Origin of the sequence: Agromyces marinus (assembly GCF_021442325.1) — a bacterium.
GTDB lineage: Bacteria > Actinomycetota > Actinomycetes > Actinomycetales > Microbacteriaceae > Agromyces > Agromyces marinus.
Window position 1 is genome coordinate 2,626,053 of the sequence record NZ_CP087879.1, and the last position, 18,771, is coordinate 2,644,823.

The 18,771-nt window shown below is 72.2% G+C and carries 14 protein-coding genes and 1 pseudogene; 3 read left to right on the forward strand and 12 right to left on the reverse strand.

Features of this window, described 5'->3' with window-relative positions; all coding sequences use genetic code 11:
• Positions 1 to 9: 9 nt before the first annotated feature.
• Both ypfJ and pip read right to left on the reverse strand, forming a co-directional pair.
• A complete protein-coding gene (gene ypfJ, locus DSM26151_RS12295; protein WP_234659812.1) occupies positions 10 to 882 on the reverse strand; it encodes a KPN_02809 family neutral zinc metallopeptidase in 873 nt (290 codons plus the stop codon).
• Positions 883 to 1,125: 243 nt separating this feature from the next.
• A pseudogene (gene pip / locus DSM26151_RS12300) lies at positions 1,126 to 2,076 on the reverse strand (prolyl aminopeptidase); the annotation flags it as partial.
• Positions 2,077 to 2,205: 129 nt separating this feature from the next.
• Between pip and DSM26151_RS12305 the strand changes: the two are divergent.
• Positions 2,206 to 3,219 carry a malate dehydrogenase gene (locus DSM26151_RS12305; protein ID WP_234659813.1) on the forward strand — a complete coding sequence of 338 codons (1,014 nt, stop codon included), beginning with the start codon at positions 2,206 to 2,208 and terminating at the stop codon, positions 3,217 to 3,219.
• A 28-nt stretch (positions 3,220 to 3,247) separates the two neighbouring features.
• Positions 3,248 to 3,454: an HPP family protein gene (locus DSM26151_RS12310; protein WP_234659814.1), complete on the forward strand. Its 207-nt coding sequence runs from the start codon at positions 3,248 to 3,250 to the stop codon at positions 3,452 to 3,454.
• A 60-nt stretch (positions 3,455 to 3,514) separates the two neighbouring features.
• Here DSM26151_RS12310 and DSM26151_RS12315 read toward each other — a convergent pair whose 3' ends face one another.
• The 7 genes from DSM26151_RS12315 to DSM26151_RS12345 form a co-directional block, all read right to left on the reverse strand.
• Positions 3,515 to 5,611 (reverse strand): acyl-CoA dehydrogenase family protein, encoded by a 2,097-nt coding sequence (locus DSM26151_RS12315; protein ID WP_407651043.1) that lies wholly within the window; start codon positions 5,609 to 5,611, stop codon positions 3,515 to 3,517.
• A gap of 187 nt (positions 5,612 to 5,798) precedes the next feature.
• Positions 5,799 to 6,203 carry a DUF7144 family membrane protein gene (locus DSM26151_RS12320; protein WP_234659815.1) on the reverse strand — a complete coding sequence of 135 codons (405 nt, stop codon included), beginning with the start codon at positions 6,201 to 6,203 and terminating at the stop codon, positions 5,799 to 5,801.
• Between the two features lie 94 nt (positions 6,204 to 6,297).
• Positions 6,298 to 8,322: a DNA helicase RecQ gene (recQ, locus tag DSM26151_RS12325; protein ID WP_234659816.1), complete on the reverse strand. Its 2,025-nt coding sequence runs from the start codon at positions 8,320 to 8,322 to the stop codon at positions 6,298 to 6,300.
• An 80-nt stretch (positions 8,323 to 8,402) separates the two neighbouring features.
• Positions 8,403 to 9,101, reverse strand: coding sequence for a copper resistance CopC family protein (locus DSM26151_RS12330; protein WP_234659817.1), 699 nt, complete (start codon positions 9,099 to 9,101; stop codon positions 8,403 to 8,405).
• Positions 9,102 to 9,103: 2 nt separating this feature from the next.
• Positions 9,104 to 9,835 carry a YcnI family copper-binding membrane protein gene (locus tag DSM26151_RS12335; protein WP_234659818.1) on the reverse strand — a complete coding sequence of 244 codons (732 nt, stop codon included), beginning with the start codon at positions 9,833 to 9,835 and terminating at the stop codon, positions 9,104 to 9,106.
• 97 nt (positions 9,836 to 9,932) lie between these two features.
• Complete coding sequence (locus DSM26151_RS12340) at positions 9,933 to 10,550, reverse strand: hypothetical protein (protein ID WP_234659819.1); 618 nt, start codon at positions 10,548 to 10,550, stop codon at positions 9,933 to 9,935.
• Positions 10,551 to 10,659: 109 nt separating this feature from the next.
• Positions 10,660 to 12,675, reverse strand: coding sequence for a bifunctional metallophosphatase/5'-nucleotidase (locus DSM26151_RS12345; RefSeq protein ID WP_234659820.1), 2,016 nt, complete (start codon positions 12,673 to 12,675; stop codon positions 10,660 to 10,662).
• A gap of 239 nt (positions 12,676 to 12,914) precedes the next feature.
• Between DSM26151_RS12345 and DSM26151_RS12350 the strand changes: the two genes are divergently transcribed.
• Positions 12,915 to 13,898, forward strand: a complete 984-nt coding sequence (locus tag DSM26151_RS12350) for an EamA family transporter (RefSeq protein WP_234659821.1) — start codon at positions 12,915 to 12,917, stop codon at positions 13,896 to 13,898.
• An 18-nt stretch (positions 13,899 to 13,916) separates the two neighbouring features.
• On the opposite strand, the gene DSM26151_RS12355 is transcribed toward DSM26151_RS12350, so the two are convergent.
• The 3 genes from DSM26151_RS12355 to DSM26151_RS12365 form a co-directional block, all read right to left on the reverse strand.
• A complete protein-coding gene (locus DSM26151_RS12355; RefSeq protein WP_234661894.1) occupies positions 13,917 to 16,589 on the reverse strand; it encodes a DEAD/DEAH box helicase in 2,673 nt (890 codons plus the stop codon).
• Positions 16,590 to 16,928: 339 nt separating this feature from the next.
• Positions 16,929 to 17,672: a DUF1353 domain-containing protein gene (locus tag DSM26151_RS12360; protein ID WP_234659822.1), complete on the reverse strand. Its 744-nt coding sequence runs from the start codon at positions 17,670 to 17,672 to the stop codon at positions 16,929 to 16,931.
• Between the two features lie 44 nt (positions 17,673 to 17,716).
• Positions 17,717 to 18,706: an aldo/keto reductase gene (locus DSM26151_RS12365; RefSeq protein ID WP_234659823.1), complete on the reverse strand. Its 990-nt coding sequence runs from the start codon at positions 18,704 to 18,706 to the stop codon at positions 17,717 to 17,719.
• Positions 18,707 to 18,771 lie beyond the last annotated feature (65 nt).

Genomic DNA, 18,771 nt, shown 5'->3' on the forward strand with positions numbered 1-18,771 from the left:
CGGAGCTTCTCAGAGCTCGGAGTCCGGCACCTGGAGGGTGTTGCAGGCCCCGACGCCCTCGTCGTAGCCCGTGGCGAACCAGCGCACGCGCTGCTCGCTCGTCCCGTGCGAGAAGGTGTGCGGCGTCACCTGCCCCTGGGTCGCGGACTGGATGCGGTCGTCCCCGACGCTCGCCGCGGCATCGATCGCCTGACGGTACTGGTCGGGACTGATCGGCTGCAGGAACGGGGTGCCGTCCGGGTCCTCGGTCGTCGACGCGGCGCCGGCCCACGCCCCGGCGAAGCAATCGGCCTGCAACTCGACGCGGACCGCGTTCGAGGCGGGGCCGGTGAGCCCGTCGCGCGTCGAGTCGAGCACGCCAGCGAGGTTCTGCACGTGGTGCCCCCACTCGTGCGCGACCACGTACATCTCGGCGAGCGGCCCGCCCTCCGCACCGAACTGCTGCTCGAGCTGCGCGTAGAACGAGGTGTCGAGGTAGATCGTCTGGTCCGGCGGGCAGTAGAACGGTCCCGTCGCCGATGACGCGTTGCCGCACCCGGTCGCGACCGCCTGGTCGAACAGCACGAAGCCCTGCGGCGACGCGTAGTCGAGCCCGATGCTCGGAGCGGCCTCGACCCAGTACTCCTCGAGCGACGCGGATGCACCCTGCATGCGGCAGTCGATGCGTTCGTTGGCGTCCTGTCCGGTCTCGCACTGCTCGAGCGCGGCATCCTCGCCGGACGGCGCGCCCGCACCGAGGAAGCCGCTGAGGTCGACGCCGAGGAACGAGCCGATCAGCACGAGCGCGAGCACGCCGATGCCGCCGCCGACGGCGATGCCCGTGGTGCGTCCACGCCGCGACGCCCTGCCGCCGCGGATGTCGGCATCGGGGTTGAAGGTCATGGCCCGACGCTACCGCTCGCGGGGGCCATCCTCGTCGTCATCATCGTCGTCGTCGTCGTCATCGTCATCGTCATCGTCGTCATCATCATCGTCGTCGTCGTCCCGGTCATCGTCGACGTCGCCTTCGCGCTCCTCGTCGGCGGCGTCATCGAGGGCGTCATCGGAAGCATCCTCGGCATCCTCCGCATCCTCGTCGGCGTCGTGCTCCTCCTCCGCATCCCCGGAGAAGTCGAGGTCTCCGCCCGCGAACCGATCGGTCGCGGCGATGAGCGCGTCGAGGATCCCCGGTTCGTCGAACGCGTGCCCGGCGTCGTCGATGATGCGCAGCTCGGCCTCGGGCCACGCCCGGTACAGGTCCCACGCCGTCATCACGGGCGTGCAGACGTCGTACCGACCCTGGACGATCACCGCGGGGATCTCCCGGAGCCGGTGCGCGTCGCGGATGAGCTGCCCCTCGTCCCACCATCCGCCGTGGCGGAAGTAGTGGTTCTCGATGCGGGCGAACGCGATCGCGTACTCGGGCGAGGTGAACTTCGCGATGGTCTCGGCCTGCGGCAGCAGCGTGATCGTCGAGGATTCCCACCGCGACCACGCGATCGCCGCCGGCTGGTGCACCGACGGGTTCGGGTCGGTCAGCAGTCGGTGGTACGCCTCGATGAGGTGCACGCGGTCGCCGAGCGGCACCGGCGCGAGGAAGTCCTCCCACAGATCGGGGAAGATCGCCGACGCCCCGCCCTCGTAGAACCAGTCGAGCTCCTGTCGCCGGAGCGTGAAGATGCCGCGCAGCACCATCTCGGTGACCCGCTCCGGATGGGTCTGCGCGTACGCGAGCGCGAGCGCGCTGCCCCACGACCCCCCGAAGACCTGCCAGCGGTCGATGCCGAGGTGCCCCCGCAGCCGCTCCATGTCGGCGACGAGATGCCAGGTCGTGTTGGCTGAGAGATCGGCCTCCGGCTCCGACGCGTGCGGGATCGAGAGCCCGCACCCGCGCTGGTCGAACAGCACGATCCGGTACCTTGCCGGGTCGAACAGCCGCCGGTGCGAGGGCGAGGTCCCGCCGCCGGGTCCGCCGTGCAGGAACACGACGGGCTTGCCGTCGCGGTTGCCCGAGACCTCCCAGTAGATGTGCTGGCCATCTCCCACGTCGAGCATTCCCGTCTCGAGCGGTTCGATCTCCGGATACAGTTCCCGCATTCGTTCCCCCTTGTCTTCGAAACGCTAGCGAACACCGAGCGGATGCCGCGCGCGCGGCGCGCCGCCGCGGCCGCGGCCGGGTGCTCCCCCTGGCGGCGCCGCGCGGGTCGCCGGAATAGGGTGGATGCCATGAGCCGCAGTCCGGTCACCGTCACGATCACCGGCGCCGGGGGGCAGATCGGCTATGCGCTGCTGTTCCGCATCGCGTCGGGCGCCATGCTCGGCCCCGACACGCCGGTGCGCCTGAACCTGCTCGAGATCCCGCAGGGCCTGCGGGCCGCCGAGGGGGCTGCGCTCGAGCTCCAGGACGCCGCGTTCCCGCTGCTCTCGCACGTCGACGTGACGGCCGACCCGGCGTCCGCGTTCACGGGAGCGAACGTCGCGCTGCTCGTCGGCGCTCGTCCCCGCACCGCGGGCATGGAGCGCGGCGACCTGCTCGAGGCCAACGGCGGCATCTTCGGCCCGCAGGGGCGGGCGATCAACGACCACGCCGCAGACGACGTCCGGGTCGTGGCCGTCGGCAACCCGGCGAACACGAACGCGCTCATCGCGGCCTCGCACGCACCCGACGTCCCGCGCGAACGGTTCACGGCGCTCACCCGGCTCGACCACAACCGCGCGCTCGGGCAGCTCGCCCCGGCGGTCGACACCCCGGTGGGCGGCATCCGCGGGGTGACGATCTGGGGCAACCACTCGGCGACCCAGTACCCGGACGTGGCCCACGCGACCGCCGACGGCGCGCCCGTCCCGGCGCTGCTCGCGGCGCGGCTCGGTGGAGCGGATGCCGCACGCGCGTGGCTCGCGGACGAGTTCGTGCCGCGCGTGGCGCGCCGCGGCGCGGAGGTCATCGAGGTGCGCGGGTCGTCATCCGTGGCGTCGGCGGCGTCGGCGACGATCGACCACGTGCACGACTGGGTGCTCGGCACGGGCGATCGCGGGTGGACGAGCGCGGCGATCTGGTCGCACGGCGAGTACGGCGTCGCCGAGGGCGTGATCTCGTCGTTCCCCGTGGTCTCCGAGGGCGGCGAGTGGCACGTCGTCGAGGGCCTCGAGATCGACGAGTTCGCTCGCACGCGCATCGACGCGTCCGTCGCCGAACTCGTCGACGAGCGCGAGACGGTGCGGGCGCGCGGGCTCGTCTGAGGGCTCGACCGCGCCGTACGCTTGAGGCATGCCCGTCCGCGACGCCTTCACGCCCGCCCGCCGCAAGCAGCTCATCGTCGGCATCATCGTGGGCGCCCTCGTCGGCGTCCTGATCAGCCTCTGGACCGGGTTCTGGCTGTGGATGCTCCCCGGCATCGCGGTGGGCCTGGCCGCCGGCGCGATCATGCGGCCGCCCGGCGACGAAACGGATGCCGCGGGCTCGCGTCGCCGCTGACCTCGCGTTGCACGCACGACGGGCCGGGCGCTTCGCGCCCGGCCCGCCCCGTGTCATCCGCTACCGCTTGGACTTCACCGACTTCTCCGGCTTCGGCAGGGTGCCGGCCGCGCGGTGCGCGGCGTAGTACGCGCGGGCCTCGTCCTGGCGCTCCTGCTCGGCGCCGGACGCGACCGCGGCACGCAGGTGCTCGGGTGCGAAGCCGAACGCGTCGACGAGGTCGAGCGCGTACGGGCGCAGGCGCTCGATGAGGCGGTCGATGTAGGCCGTGACGGCCTGCGCCCGCTGCGGCGAGAGCCGGCCGTGGATGAGGTACCACGACAGGTGCTTCTCGATGAGCCCGAGGCCGAACAGGTCGCGCACCCACGTGAGCACCTGCTTGGTGCCCGGGTCCTCGGTGCGGGCGAGCCCGCGCGTGAACGCCTCCCACTGCAGCAGTTCGGCGTGGGCGCGAGCGGCCTCGATGAGCTCGTTCTGGTTGCGGTTGAACAGCGCCGCGGCATCCGCCTTCGACAGCTTGCGGGACTCGCGCAGGCGGCCGGCGATCTCGGTGACCATGTCCTCGACGCGGTCGGTCAGCAGTTCGCGCTGCGTCTCCTCGTCGCGCAGTTCGTGCACCGAGCGCGCGGTGGAGCCGAAGTCGGCGATCGTCTGCGCGAGGCGGCGCAGCCCGGTGCCGTGGTAGGCGCGGTCGGCGGCCTGCGAGACGACGTAGCGTGCCATGACACCGGCATCCGCCTTCGCGAACTGCTTCGAGAAGTCGGTGAGCAGGCGCTTGGCGACCAGCTGCAGCAGCACGTTGTTGTCGCCCTCGAAGGTGACGTAGACGTCGAGGTCCTGGCGGAGGCCGACGATGCGGTTCGCTGCGAGGAAGCCCGCACCGCCGCACGCCTCGCGCGCCTCCTGGAGGGTGTCGAGCGCGTGCCAGGTCGAGAGCGGCTTCAGGGCGGCCGCGATGGTCTCGAGGTCCTGGCGGTCGTCGTCGGTGTCTGCGGCCCCCGAGAAGACCGCGTCGAACTTCACGAGGAACTCGTCGTGCGCGAAGTACTGCGCGTACGTCGTCGCGAGCCTCGGGAGCAGGCGGCGCTGGTGACGCTGGTAATCGAGGAGCACCTCTTCGTCGGTCTCGCTCGCCGCGTTGAACTGTCGACGCTGGGTGCCGTACGTGATCGCGATCGCGAGGCCCATCGCGCTCGCGATGGTCGCGGCGCCGTCGAGCGACACGCGACCCTGCACGAGCGTGCCGAGCATCGTGAAGAAGCGTCGGCCGGGGCTCGCGATCGGGCTCGAGTAGGTGCCGTCGGCGGCGACGTCGCCGTAGCGGTTGAGCAGGTTCTCGCGCGGGATCCGCACGTCAGTGAAGTGCAAGCGGCCGTTGTCGATGCCGTTGAGGCCGCCCTTCAGGCCGTCGTCCTCGCCGCCGATGCCGGGCAGGAACGCGCCCTGCTCGTCGCGGATCGGCACGTAGAAGGCGTGCACGCCGTGGTTGACGCCCTTCGTGACGAGCTGCGCGAACACGACCGCGGCGATGCCGTGCAGGGCCGCGTTGCCGAGGTAGTCCTTCCACGCGCCGCGGAAGGGCGTGTGGATGACGAACTCCTCGGTGTCGGGATCGTAGGTCGCGGTCGTGCCGATGGATGCCACGTCGGAGCCGTGCCCGGTCTCGGTCATGGCGAACGCGCCCGGCACGTCGAGGTTCATGATGCCGGGCAGCCACTTCTCGTGGTGCGGCGTCGTGCCGAGGTGCAGGACGGCCGCACCGAAGAGGCCCCACTGCACGCCGGACTTGATCTGCAGGCTCGGGTCGGCGAGCACCAGCTCCTCGAATGCGGCGATGTTGCCGCCGTGGTCGTCCTCGCCGCCGAGCGACTTCGGGAAGGCCTTCTGGATCGCCCCGGAGTCGACGAGGAGGTGCAGCTGGCTGAGCACGCGCTCGCGGTGCTCGGCCATGCCCTGGCCCTCGATCCGCTGGAACTCGGGCCTGCCCGCGCGCTCGCGTGCGAGCAGGCGGGTGTCGGCCCAGGTGCCGAGCAGCTGGCGCCCGAGCGCAGCGACGTCGACTACGGGGGCTTCGTTCCCGTCGATCGGTGCGGGTGCGTCGTGCTTCATCGTCGCGGGGGCGGGAGCGGCGCCGCCCCGGGATGCCGTGTCGACCATCGTCGGTTCGTCCTCCATACGCTGGATCAGGATTCTGTCACCGTACGACCGGCCGCGATGGTCGGGAAGTACTGCATCCGCCGCCTACAAAGCGCCCGCGGGGCGCTCCACAGGGCACTGTGGAAGCCTACAAAGCACCGCGCTTGGAAGGTTCGATGATCTCCAAGGACTCACGGGTGCGTGCGCGTCATCGGGTGAAGAACGCGCTCGCCTTCGGCGTCCACAGCAGGATCAGCACGACCGCGGAGACCGCGATGCCGATCCACTCGCCGACGGGGATGCCGAGGTACGCGACCGCGAGGAAGAGCGAGCCGATGACCGAGAGCACCTGGAGGACGGTGACGATGAGGCGCGCACCCTGGCTGCCGCGCAGCAGCCCGCCGGCGAGCACCGCGGTGACCAGTCCGATGACGATCGACACCGTCGCGGCCGTGATCATCGGCCCGGTGCCCCCGAAGCCGTCGACGACCTCCTGCACCGGCAGCAGGAAGAACAGCACGACGCCCGAGACCATGTCGAGCGCACCCGCGATGAACGCGAGCAACCCGATGATCGTCACCGTGACCGGACGACTCCCCTGGACTTCAGACATGCGATCCCCGCTCCCTGCCGTCGCTGCGACGACTCCCTCGCCCGAATGCTAGCGAGCGCGGACCCCCGACCGCGAGGCCCGCAGTCCCGTGTCGTCAGCCGCGGTGCTCGGCGACGACGCCGAGCACCGCCTCGCCGTAGGCCCCGAGCTTCTTCGCGCCGATCCCCGAGATCCCGTCGAGGTCGGCCACCGAACCCGGGCGGCGGACGGCGACCGCGCGGAGCGTGGCGTCGCCGAAGACGATGTACGCGGGCACGCCCTGCTCGCGCGCCTCGCCCGCGCGCCACGCGCGAAGCGCCTCGAACAGCTCCGCGTCACGCGGTTCCAGGTCGGCCGCCGCGGGCGCCGCGGCGCGCGCCGAGCGGGCGCGCGACGGGCGATCCGGCTCGACGCGGAACGACACGCGCCGCTCGCCCGAGAGCACGGCCGCCGAGGCATCCGTCAGCGTCAGCACGCCGTACTCGCCGACCGGCTGCAGCAGGCCCTGCGCGAGCAGCTGGCGAACGGCGCCGCGCCACTGCGCATCCGTCAGGTCGTCGCCGATGGCCCACGTCGCGAGCGCATCGTGCCCGTACTGCTCGACCCGGGCGGTCCGCTTGCCGCGCAGGATGTCGACGAGGTGACCGGCACCGAAGCGCTGCCCGCGCTCGCGCTGCAGCCGGACGATCGTCGACATGAGCTTCTGCGCGGCGACCGTGCCATCCCACGACGCCGGCGGCTCGAGGCACGTGTCGCAGTTCCCGCACGGGTCGCTCGGTTCGCCGAAGTACGCCAGCAGGTTCCGCCTGCGGCACTCGACGGTCTCGCAGAGCGCGAGCATCGCATCGAGGTGGGCCGCCAGCCGCCTGCGGTGCGCGAGGTCGCCCGGGCTCTCGTCGATCATCCGACGCTGCTGCACGACGTCCTGGAGCCCGTAGGCGAGCCACACCGTCGACGGCAGGCCGTCGCGCCCCGCACGCCCCGTCTCCTGGTAGTAGCCCTCGACCGACTTCGGCAGGTCGACGTGCGCGACGAACCGCACGTCGGGCTTGTCGATGCCCATGCCGAACGCGATGGTCGCGACCACCACGACGCCGTCCTCGCGCAGGAACCGCTCCTGGGTCCGCCGACGCGTCTCGGCGTCGAGGCCCGCGTGGTACGGCACCGCATCGATGCCGTTCGCGGCGAGGAACGCCGCGAACTTCTCGGTGCGCGCACGCGAGAGCGCGTACACGATGCCCGCGACCGCGTTGCCGTCGGCATCGCGGCCCTCGGTGCGGACGAAATCCAGCAACTGCTTCCGGACGTCGAGCTTGGGCGCGATCCGGTACTGGATGTTCGGCCGGTCGAAGCTCGAGACGAAGTGCCTGGCTTCGCCGAGCGAGAGCCGGTCGGTGATCTCGCGGTGCGTGGCCTCGGTCGCCGTCGCGGTCAACGCCATGCGCGGCACGTCGGGCCAGCGTTCGGCGAGTTCGGCGAGCGCGAGGTAGTCGGGCCGGAAGTCGTGACCCCACTGGGCGACGCAGTGCGCCTCGTCGATGGCGAACAGCGCGATCGTGCCGCGCTCGAGGAACCGCTTGGTCTGCTCCGACCCGAGCCGTTCGGGCGCGACGTAGAGCAGGTCGAGCTCGCCCGCGAGGTACGCGCGCTCGACCCGCGACCGCTCCGCCGCGGTCTGCGACGAGTTCAGGTAGCCGGCACGCACGCCGTTGCGCACGAGCCCGTCGACCTGGTCGTGCATGAGCGCGATGAGCGGCGAGACCACCACGCCCGTTCCCTCACGGAGCAGTGCGGGGATCTGGTAGCAGAGGCTCTTGCCGCCGCCGGTCGGCATCAGCACGACCGCATCCCCGCCGGATGCGACGTGGTCGATGATCGCGGCCTGCTCGCCACGGAAGGAGTCGTACCCGTACACCGTCCGCAACGCCTCGGCTGCCGAGGAGAACCGTGCGGGAGCGGGCCGGGCGCCCGCGGCGGCCCGCGCCCCCGCGTTCGGCGGTCCCGCGTTCGGCAGCCCCGCGTCGGACGGCGGGGGCGGCGCCCACTCGTCCTCCGGCGGCACGAGCTCATCCGGGTCCCACGGGATGTCGTCGGCCGGGTCGGGCGCACCGAGCGGGTGCGCGTGCTCGCTCCAGGTCACCCGACGACCCTACCCGGCGCAACCGACGAGGCGCGGGCCCGCCGAAGCGGACCCGCGCCTGCCGTGCTGTGGAGGACGGATCAGTCCGTGCGCGCCGACTCGGGACGTTCGTCCGAGGCACCCGTCGCCGTGGCCTGGTCTTCAGGCCCTGCGGAGTCGGGTGAGCCCGCATCGTCCGGCCCGTCGTCATCGTCGCGGCGCCGGATGACCAGGAACGCGACCCCGGCCGCGGCCAGCGCGACCATCACCGCGCCGCCGATCCACAGCAGATCGGACGCGGCGCCGGAGCCGGCGGCATCCGCCTCGCCCTCGGTCTGCGGACCGGGCTCGACTGCGCCCGAACCCGACGACTCGCACGTCGATTCGGCAGCCCCCTCGGCGAGCGGTTCGCCGTCGGCGGGCTCCCAGTCGAAGTCGAACTCACCGGAGATCGGGTGCCCGTCGGCGGAGACGACCCGCCACACGACCGTGTACTCGCCCGCGGGGCCGAGCTCGGCGGGCACGCTCGCGATCGCCCCCGTGATCGCCGGGCACCCGCCCGCGTAGTGGAGCCCGTCCGGCCCGACGACGTCCATCGCTCCGGCACCCTCGACGTCGAGCAGCGCGTCGTTCGTCTGGAGCCAGACGGTCTCGGGCTGGGTCACGACCGTCGAGCCGTCCTTCGGGCCGACGGCGATCACGGTGTTGTGCGCCGCGGCGGGCGACGCCGGGCCCGCGATCACGGCCATCGCCGTGAGTGCGACGACCGCGCCGAAAGCGGAGAGACGCCGTGCGGGCATGCTCAGGCCCGCTTCTTGCGCGTCGCGGCGATCGCGACGACCAGGCCCGCAGCGCCGACCGCGAGTCCGGTGATGCCGAGCACACGTCCGAGGACGTCGACGGAGGAGTCGGTCGACGCGGTGGTCTCGGCCTCGACGTGACCCTCCTCTCCCTCGGCCTCGTCGTCGGAGTGGCCGTGCCCGTCCGCGGCGCTCGCCTCGGTGACCGCGATCGCGGGCGCGGGCAGCTCGGGCTCCGAGCCGTCTGCCGCGGGCGACTCGGCCCAGGCCGTCTCGCCCTCGACGCAGGTCTGCAGCACGGGGAACTCGAGCCGCTCGCCCGCCGCATCCTCGGGCAGCCGGACCTGGATCTGGAAGGCTTCGCGGTAGCCGTCGGGCTGCGGCGTCGCGGCCGTGTACACGACCTGCCCGACGCGTTCGGCGATGACCTCGCCATGGGCGCCCTCGACCGGCTCGTCGAGCTCGACCATGACCTTCTCGACCTCCCAGCCCGCCTTGAGCGTCGGCGTGACCGAGAGGATCGACTCGGGGATCTCGACGGCGTACGACGCGGTCGGCGAGCCCTCGCAGCCGTGGCCCGAGGCGAACTCGAGCACGGAGTAGGAGCCGGCCGCGGTCGTGCTGGGGGTCACGACGACGTGGGCCTGGGCCGCGACGGGCGCGGCCAGGGCGAGGAGGGTTCCGGCGCCGAGTGCGGTGGCGGCGGCCGCGGTGGTACGGGTGATGGATCGCATGTCTCTTCTTCTCTGGTGGGTGCGCGGACGCGCTGCCGGATGTCTGACGGCAGTGGTTCGGCGCGTCGGCGCGAACGGGTTGTGTGCGCGTGACCGCTCAGGCGGTCGCAGCACCCGCCGGCGGTCCGCGATGGCGGAGCGAGGAGAGGATCCGGATGCCGAGGCCGGACGGGCCGTCGGATCGGTCGGTCGTCCGGGCGCGGCCGGGCATGTCCGGGACGGGCAGTCCGACGAGCACGGCCTGCAGCAGGCGGATGCCGCGACCCGCGAGGTCGGCGACCACCGACACCAGGGCTGCCGCGCGCTCGAGGACGGCCAGGAAGGCGACCGTGAGCACGGCCGCGACGACGTGCGCGACCGGCATGCCCGCGTGCCCGTGGTCGAGCGCGATCACCCCGTCGATGCGGATCGCCGCACCCGAGTGCAGGGCGTGCGCACCGACCGGGGTTCCGCTCGCCGAGGCGCCGGGCGAACCGAGCGCGTAGAAGAGATGGAGCGCGGATTGCGCGACGAGCGCCGACACGACGGTGCCGCGCAGCCGCATCCGTCGCCCGACGAGGATCATCGCCACCGGTGTCGCGAACGCCATCGCGAGGACGACCGCGAGCAGGCCCGGCGGGCGCCCGCCGCCGACGGTGTGCGCGAGGGATGCCGCGAACACGGCGAACGCGGCGATCGCCGCGCCGCGCGCCGTGCGTGCACCCCGGGAAGTCACCCCCTCAGCCTACCGGCGGACGAGGACGAGGGCGAGGGCGAGCGGGTGAACGGCGAAACGGCGAACGGCCCCGGGCGTGCCCGGGGCCGTTCGCCGTCGTGGGTCGCGCTCAGCTCACGTCGAGCGTGAACGAGGTCGTCGTCCCGGTCGAGGGGACGGTGACGACGAACGTCGTCGGTCCGCTCGCGCCGGCCGGCACCGTGAAGTTCACGCTCGCCTGGCCGACCTCGTCGAAGTTCGGCGTGTACGCGGTGTCGATCGCAGCGCTGCCCAGTTCGACGCCACCCGAGGAGACGACCGCGGTGTCCGCGTCGACCTCGTCACGCGTGAAGTCGAGCGACGACAGGTTCACCGTGACCGAGGCACCGGCGGAGACCGAGGTCCCTCCGGGAAGGTGCACGCCCACGGCGCGCTGCTTCACGTCGGGCGTCGCCGTGCCGAACGTGTCGAACCAGTCGACCATCGACTCGAGGTCGATCTTGCCGCTGTCGGCCTTGCTCGTGCCGAGGGCGAGGGTCGCGAAGTTGTCGCCGCCCGTCGCGAGGAACGAGTTCACGCCGACCGAGTACGTCGCGGCCGGGTCGATCGGGACCCCGCTCAGCCACATGTCGTCGATCCGGTCGCCGGCGGGGCCCGCCGGGTCGTAGGTGTACGCGAACTCCGCGTTGACGCCGAGCTTGAGGAACGGACGGCTCGCACCGGCGGGCTGCCACTGCTCCTCGAGCACCTGCTTGATCTGCGCTCCGGTCAGGTTCATCGACACGAGCGTGTTGGCGAACGGCTGGACGGCCGCAGCCTCGGCGAAGGTCACCTCGCCCGCGGCCACGTCTGCACGCAGACCACCGGGGTTCATGAAGGTGATCTGGACGTTGCGGGTGCCGTCGACGTTGAGCGACCACTTCTGGACGTCGGCGACGAAGTTGCCGAGCGTCGACTCCCCACCGCGGTTCTCGGGGAACGAGGGCGCCCCGACCGGGTCGGCCCGAACGGCTCGGCCGAAGCCCGCCGCCGCGTCGCCGAGGACGACGCTGCCGAGTTCATCGGCGATCGCCGTCGCCTCGCTGACGAGCGGCACGATCGACGGATCCTGCTCGTAGTTGTAGCCGATGACGTCACCCCGCTCGTTGCGGATGGCCATCGTGTAGATGGTGTTCTCCATCTGCACGATCTCGTCCTTCTTGCGGTCGTAGGTGATCTCCATGTTGGAGAACCGCTCGCCGTACTGGCCGCTCGAGATGACCGGGCGCCCGTCGATGACGTGGTTGTACGCCAGGTGGGTGTGGCCCGAGACGATCGCGTCGACGTTGTCGTTCGCACCGAGGACGATCTTGCCGAAGCGCGAGTCCGGGTCGGTCGCGCTCGCGACGCTCGTATCGGCGGCGCCCTCGTGCACGAGGAGGACGACGATGTCGGCCTCGCCGTTCTTCTTGTCGCCGTCGCTCAGCTGGTCTGCGACTCGGTTCGTCGCCTCGACCGGGTCGCCGACGGTGATGTCCTCGATGCCGCCGGGGCTCACGAGGGAGGGCAGTTCGTCGGTCACCGCGCCGACGAAGCCGATGGTGACGCCCTGGAACTTCGTCGTCCAGTACTCGGGAAGGGCGGCTTCGCCCGTGGCCTTGTCGTAGACGTTGGCGCCGAGGTACTCCCAGTCGACGAGCGGGATGACCCGGTCGGTCAGGTCGTCGAACCCGCGGTCGAACTCGTGGTTGCCGACCGAGCTCACGTCGAGCCCGGCCTTGCTGAGCGTCACCATGGTGGGCTCGTCCTGCTGGATGAAGGAGGTGAACGTCGATGCGCCGATGAGGTCGCCCGCTGCGGCGACGACCGTGTTCCTGTTCTCGGCCTCGAACGCCTTGATCGCTGATGCGAGCGCGGCGACGCCGCCTGCGGAGCCGGACTGCTCGATTCGCCCGTGGAAGTCGTTGAACGTGAGCAGGTTCATGTCCACGAGGTGGCCGAGCGCGTTCGGCCCGGGTGCGCCGGGAGCGGCCTGGGCGGACGCCACGCCGCCGAGGGCCAGGGCGAGTGCGGTCGCGCCGGCGAGCGCGCCTGCGGCGGCGCGCCCACGGGTGCGTGCTGGGGAAGCGGTGCGGCCGGGCGCCGCTCCGGGGGAACGTTGCTGCATTGCGTGATCTCCTCTACCTGACGGATGCGGGGAGTCCGCCATGGCGCACCCCCCGGCGTCGCACGTGCCGCTGGGTACGAGCAGCACTGCTCGGCAGCCTAGGCTCACGCGACGCGCGCTGGGAAGGGTCGGAACCGACTCGTCATCGAGAGTTCGACTGATCCGCGTGATTTTGCTCGGATGAGCAGTGGTCTCTGCTCAGATGAGCACATCCTGGCGGTCAACCGAGCCCGGCGCCCGTGGCCGTGGCCGTGGCCGTGGCCGTGGCCGTGGCCGTGGCCGTGGCCGACGATATGCTCGGCGCGATGCTCACCGCGGTCCTCTCGCTCACCGGTGCGATCGTCTACGGCGCCGCGGACTTCCTCGGCGGACTCGCCGCGCGGCGCATCGGCGCGGTGCTCGCCACGGCCGTCTCGGCGACCGCGGGCCTCGTCGCGATGCTGGCGGCGCTGCCGGTGCTCGGCGGCATCTGGTCCGCCGCCGACGTCGGCTGGGGCGCGCTCTCGGGGCTGATCGGCGCGGTCGCGATCGCGCTGCTCTACGCGTGCCTCGCGATCGGGCCGATGAGCATCCTCTCGCCGCTGACCGCGCTGCTCTCGGCGGTGACCCCGATGCTCTGGGGCACCCTCGTCGGGGCCGAGCGATTCGGCACCCTGGGGCTCTGGGGACTCGGCCTGGCACTCGTCGCGGTGGTGCTCGTCGGGTTCGTGCCCGAGCGGGGCGCGGTCCGACCGAGCCTGCGCGGCATCCTCCTCGCGGTGGGATCGGGCGTCTCGATCGGCCTGTACTACATCACGATCTCGCAGACCGCCGATTCGTCGGGGGTCGTGCCGCTCGTGGCGAACCGGGTCGTCGCGGCGACGGTCATGTTCGCGGCGGTCGGCGTGCTCGCCGTGCGAGCGGGCGTCGCCGCCAGGACTCCGGCCGGCGTCGCCGCAGCGTCGTCGACGACGAGAGCGGATGCCTCGGACTCCCGCCGCACGACGCTGCGCGCCGGCATCGCGCTGGCGGTCGCATGCGGCGTGGTCGATGCGACCGCGAACGTCCTGCTCCTGCTCGGCATCCGCGCGGGCGATCTCGCGGTGGCCGCGGTGCTCGGCGCGATGTACCCGGCCGGGACGATCCTGCTCGCCGCGTTCGTGCTGCGCGAACGCATCGCGCCCGTGCAGTGGGCGGGCCTCGCGCTGGCCCTCGCCGCAGCCGGCATGCTCGCGCTCGCGTAGCGGGCGCGGTGCGCCCGGCTACAGGCGCACGACCTCGGTGACGCGCACGACGGCGGTGCCCTCCTCGGCGGATGCCTCGAGGTCGACCTCGGCGCGGATGCGCCAGTCGTGATGGCCCGCGGGGTCGTCGATCGTCTGCTCGACGCGCCAGATGCCGCCCGCGGCATCCGTTTCGTCGATGGCGACCAGGCGCGGCGAGCGCGCCGGCCCACCGGTGAGGAGGTCGTCGTGCTCGGCGAAGTAGCGGTCGAGCACATCGGGCCAGCCGGCGTCGGGGTCGAGTTCGGCGAGCTCCTCGTCGCGCTCGAGCGCGGCGAGCTGCACGCGGCGGAACAGCTCGTTGCGCACGAGCACCGTGAAGGCGCGGCGGTTCGCAACGACCGACGGCGGTGCGGGCGGCACGACGGGCGCCTCGTCCTCGGGCAGGTGGGCGGTGGGGTCGACGAGCTCGGCCCACTCGTCGACGAGGCTCGAGTCGACCTGGCGCACGAGCTCGCCGAGCCACTCGATGAGGTCGAGCAGTTCCTCGTCCTTGTGCTCGTCGGGCACGGTCTGCCGGATCGCTCGGAAGGCGTCCGAGAGGTAGCGCAGCACGAGGCCCTCGCTGCGCTGCAGCTGGTAGAACGAGACGTATTCCCCGAACGACATGCTGCGTTCGAACATGTCCCGCACGACGGCCTTGGGGCTGAGCTCGAAGTCGCGCACCCACGGCTGGCTCGACGCGAACGTCTCGAACGCGTGGGCGAGCAGCTCGTCGAGCGGCTTCGGCCAGGTGACCTCCTCGAGCAGCGCCATCCGCTCGTCGTATTCGATGCCGTCGCGCTTCATCGCCGCGACCGCCTCGCCGCGCGCCTTGTACTGCTGCTGCGACAGGATCGGGCGCGGGTCGTCGAGCGTCGACTCGATGATCGAGACCACGTCGAGCGAGTAGTGCCCGGTTGGGCCCACGCGCCCAGAGGCTCCGGGCAGCGCGCCAGCGCTGTCTGGAGAGGGCGTGGGGACCTGCTCGCTCGTCTTCGGGTCGAGGATCTCGATCGCGGCGAGCGCGAAGGGCGACAGCGGCTGGTTCAGCGCGAAGTTCGGTTGCAGGTCGACCGTCAGCCGCAGCGCGACCCCCAGCCCCGTGCCACCGCCGCCGCCGCCGCTCGTCTGCGCCGAGTGATACCCGTCGCGCCGAGTGATGCCGGCAGACCGGTATCCCTCGGCGGCACCGGTATCACTCGACGGATGGGGAGAGGCCGGGAGGATCTCGACGACGTCGGCGTCGCGGAGGGTGCGCAGGATGCCGAGCGCGCGGCGCGCGAGCTCGAACCGTCGCGCCCGCGGCTCGTGGTTGTCGAAGACGAGCGAGCGGATGGCGCCGGCCACGTCGCCTCCACGACCGATCACGTTGATCAGCATCGCCGCACTGAGCGTCAGCTGCGGCACGAGCGGCTCGGGCTCAGCGGCGACGAGGCGGTCGAACGACCCCTCGCCCCACGTGACGAACCCGGCCTGCGGCTTCTTGCGGACGATCTTCTTGAGCTTCTTCGGGTCGTCGCCCGCCTTGCGGACCGCGGTCTCGTTCTCGATCTCGTGGTCGGGTGCGAGCACGACGACGGTTCCCGCGGTGTCGTAGCCGGCCCGGCCCGCCCGCCCCGCGATCTGGTGGAACTCGCGCGCGGAGAGCTGCCGCATCCGCTGCCCGTCGTACTTCGACAGCGCGGTGATGAGCACCGAGCGGATCGGCACGTTGATGCCGACGCCGAGCGTGTCGGTGCCGCAGATGACGCGGAGCAGCCCGCGCTGCGCGAGCGTCTCGACGAGCCGCCGGTAGCGGGGCAGCATGCCCGCGTGGTGCACGCCGATGCCGGCGCGGACCAGCCGCGAGAGGATCTTGCCGAACCCGGTCGTGAAGCGGAACCCGCCGATCGCCTCGGCGATCTCGTCGCGCTGCTCGCGCGTGACGACCCGGATCGACGAGAGCGCCTGCGCCCGCTCCATCGCGGCGGCCTGCGAGAAGTGCACGATGTAGACGGGCGCCTGCTTCGTCTCGAGGAGCTCCTCGACGGTCTCCTGCACGGGCGTCTTCGCGTACGAGAAGTGCAGGGGCACGGGCCGCTCGACGCCGGTCACGCGCGCGACGTCGCGCCCGGTGCGCCGCGCGAGGTCGTCGGCGATGTCGGTCACGTCGCCGAGCGTCGCCGACATCAGCACGAACTGCGCGTGCGGCAGCGTGATGAGCGGAACCTGCCAGGCCCAGCCGCGGTCGGGGTCGCCGTAGTAGTGGAACTCGTCCATCACGACCTGGTCGACCGCGGCATCCGCCCCCTGCCGGAGCGCGAGGTTCGCCAGGATCTCGGCCGTGCAGCAGATGATCGGCGCGTCGGCATTGACGGAGCTGTCGCCCGTGACCATGCCGACGTTCGTCGCGCCGAAGATCTCGACGAGCTGGAAGAACTTCTCGCTCACGAGCGCCTTGATGGGCGCGGTGTAGTAGGTGCGGCCCCACGGCCGGCCCGCCTCGCGATCGGCGGCGGTGCGGGCGACGGATGCCGCGTGCGCGGCGACCGCGACGAGCGACTTGCCCGTGCCGGTGGGCGTCGAGAGGATCACGTTCGCGCCCGTGACGAGCTCGATGACCGCCTCGTCCTGGGCGGGGTAGAGCGCCAGGCCGCGCCCGCCCGCCCAGTCGACGAAGGCGTCGTACATCGCGTCGGCGTCGTACGGCTTCGGGGCGGCGTCGAGGAGCGATGCGGTCACCCGGTCGAGTCTGCCCCATCGACGGGCGCGCCGCCGCGCCGGGCATTCCGCCGCGGCGAATGAGGATTCCGCCGCAGGGAAAGGGGGGAGCCGGCCTGCGCGTCCCGCTCGGGTCGGGATCGATCGCGCTGGCCGGCTCTCCGGTCGCCACCGCGGGAACAGTTCCCCCTGCGTGTCCGCGATGCACGACCGGGGACAACGCTACGGATCGCGCGCGAACGCAGGATCAGGGATAGCCCTGAAACGACCCGGATTCCCGACCTGCGGGTCGCCGGCGTGCGGCCCGGGTCATCGATCGGCCGGTGGGCCGACGGTCGGGCGCACGACCGAGCGCACGTCGCCTCCCGCGACCAGCTCGACCACGGCTTCGACCGCTCGGAACACCCCGACCGCGAGCAGTTGCACGAGCAGCACCGGCCCGAGCAGGGCGAGCGGGTACGTCAGCGCGATCACCAGTGGCGCGAGGCCGCCCCACGCGAACGCGGCGAGCGCGGGCACCAGCGCGAGCAGCAGCCAGGCCGGGTGGGCGGTGACTGCGAGCACGATCGCGGCGACCACCGCGGCCACGCCGAGCGCGACCTGCGCGAGCAGCAGCCCGCCGCGCCATCCGTTGTAGGTTCGCTCGCGGTCGGCCGAGACCCACGCCCACATGAGCCGCGCCCGCAGGACCGGGACGCCCTGTTCGCGCAACGCCCGGTGGAAGACCTCGTCGTCCTCTCGGCGCTGCGCGAGCGCCGCCTCGCGGTCCTCGAGGCGGGCGGCGTCGATCGACCGCGCGTCGTGCAGGATCGCGGGCGCCGACTGGCGGCCGTAGCTCGCGATGAGCCCCCAGAGCGGCGTCGGCACCGACGCGAGGTCGGTGATGCCGACCGGCGGCGGCGCCTCGCCGGCAGCCGGGGCACGGTAGGTGCGCCCGGTGGCGGCGTCGAGGTACACGACCGGGGTGCGCAGCGCGAACCGGTACCCGTCGATCGGGCGCTGGTCGAGCGGCAGTTCGCCGAGCGGCGAGCCGTCATCGTGCAGGAAGGGCATTCGAGGCTCCTCGACTCAGGTCGGCTCGTCGGAAACGCTGCCGGTCACCATCGGTGATGCACCGACGAGCGGACGTCGCGGTCGTACAGGTCGCGGACCGCCGCGTCGAACGACTCCGGCAGCTCGAGCGAACCGGCCGCCGCGTTCGCGCGCGCCTGCTCGGGACTGCGCGCGCCCGGGATCACGGTCGAGACGCCGTCCTGCCGGGCGACCCACGCGAGCGCGACCTGGGCGGCCGTGGCATCCGGCGCCGCCTCGCGCGCGAGCGCGGTGAACTCGGATGCCGCGCGCACGCCGGTCGCGTACTCGACGCCCGAGAACGTCTCGCCGACGTCGAACGCCTGGCCGTGCCGGTTGTACGTGCGGTGATCGTTCGCGGGGAACTCGGTCTCGAGCGAGTACCTCCCGGCGAGCAGCCCGCTCGCGAGCGGGACCCGCGCGATGATCCCGACGCCGTACTGCTTCGCGACCGGGAGGACCTCGTCCACGGGCCTGAACCGGAACGCGTTCAGGATGATCTGCACGGTCGCGACGTTGGGACGTGCGATCGCGGTGAGCGCCTCGTCGACCTTCTCGACGCTCACGCCGTAGGCCGCGATCGCCCCCTCGGCGACGAGCGTGTCGAGGGCGTCGTACACGGCGTCGTCCGAGTACACCGAGCTCGGCGGGCAGTGCAGCTGCACGAGGTCGAGCGTCTCGACGCCGAGGTTGCGCCTCGACCGGTCCGTCCAGGCGCGGAAGTGCTCGAGCACGTAGTTCTCGTGGAGCTGCGGCATCCGCCTGCCCATCTTGGTCGCCACGGTGACGCCCGCGCCCGGGTTCGCGGCGAGCCACCGGCCGATGAGCGCCTCGGAGCGGCCGTCGCCGTACACGTCGGCGGTGTCGAAGACGGTGACGCCCGCCCCGGCCGACGCGTCGAGCACGGCGAGCGCGTCGGCCTCGTCGACGTCGCCCCAGTCGGCGCCGAGCTGCCAGGTGCCGAGGCCGATGGCCGAGACCTGCCGGTGGGTCCTGCCGAGTGTTCGGATCTCCATCGATGTCCTTTCGCGAAGCCTGCGACCGACACTAGTCGCGGCGTGGACCTCGACCCGCGGGAACG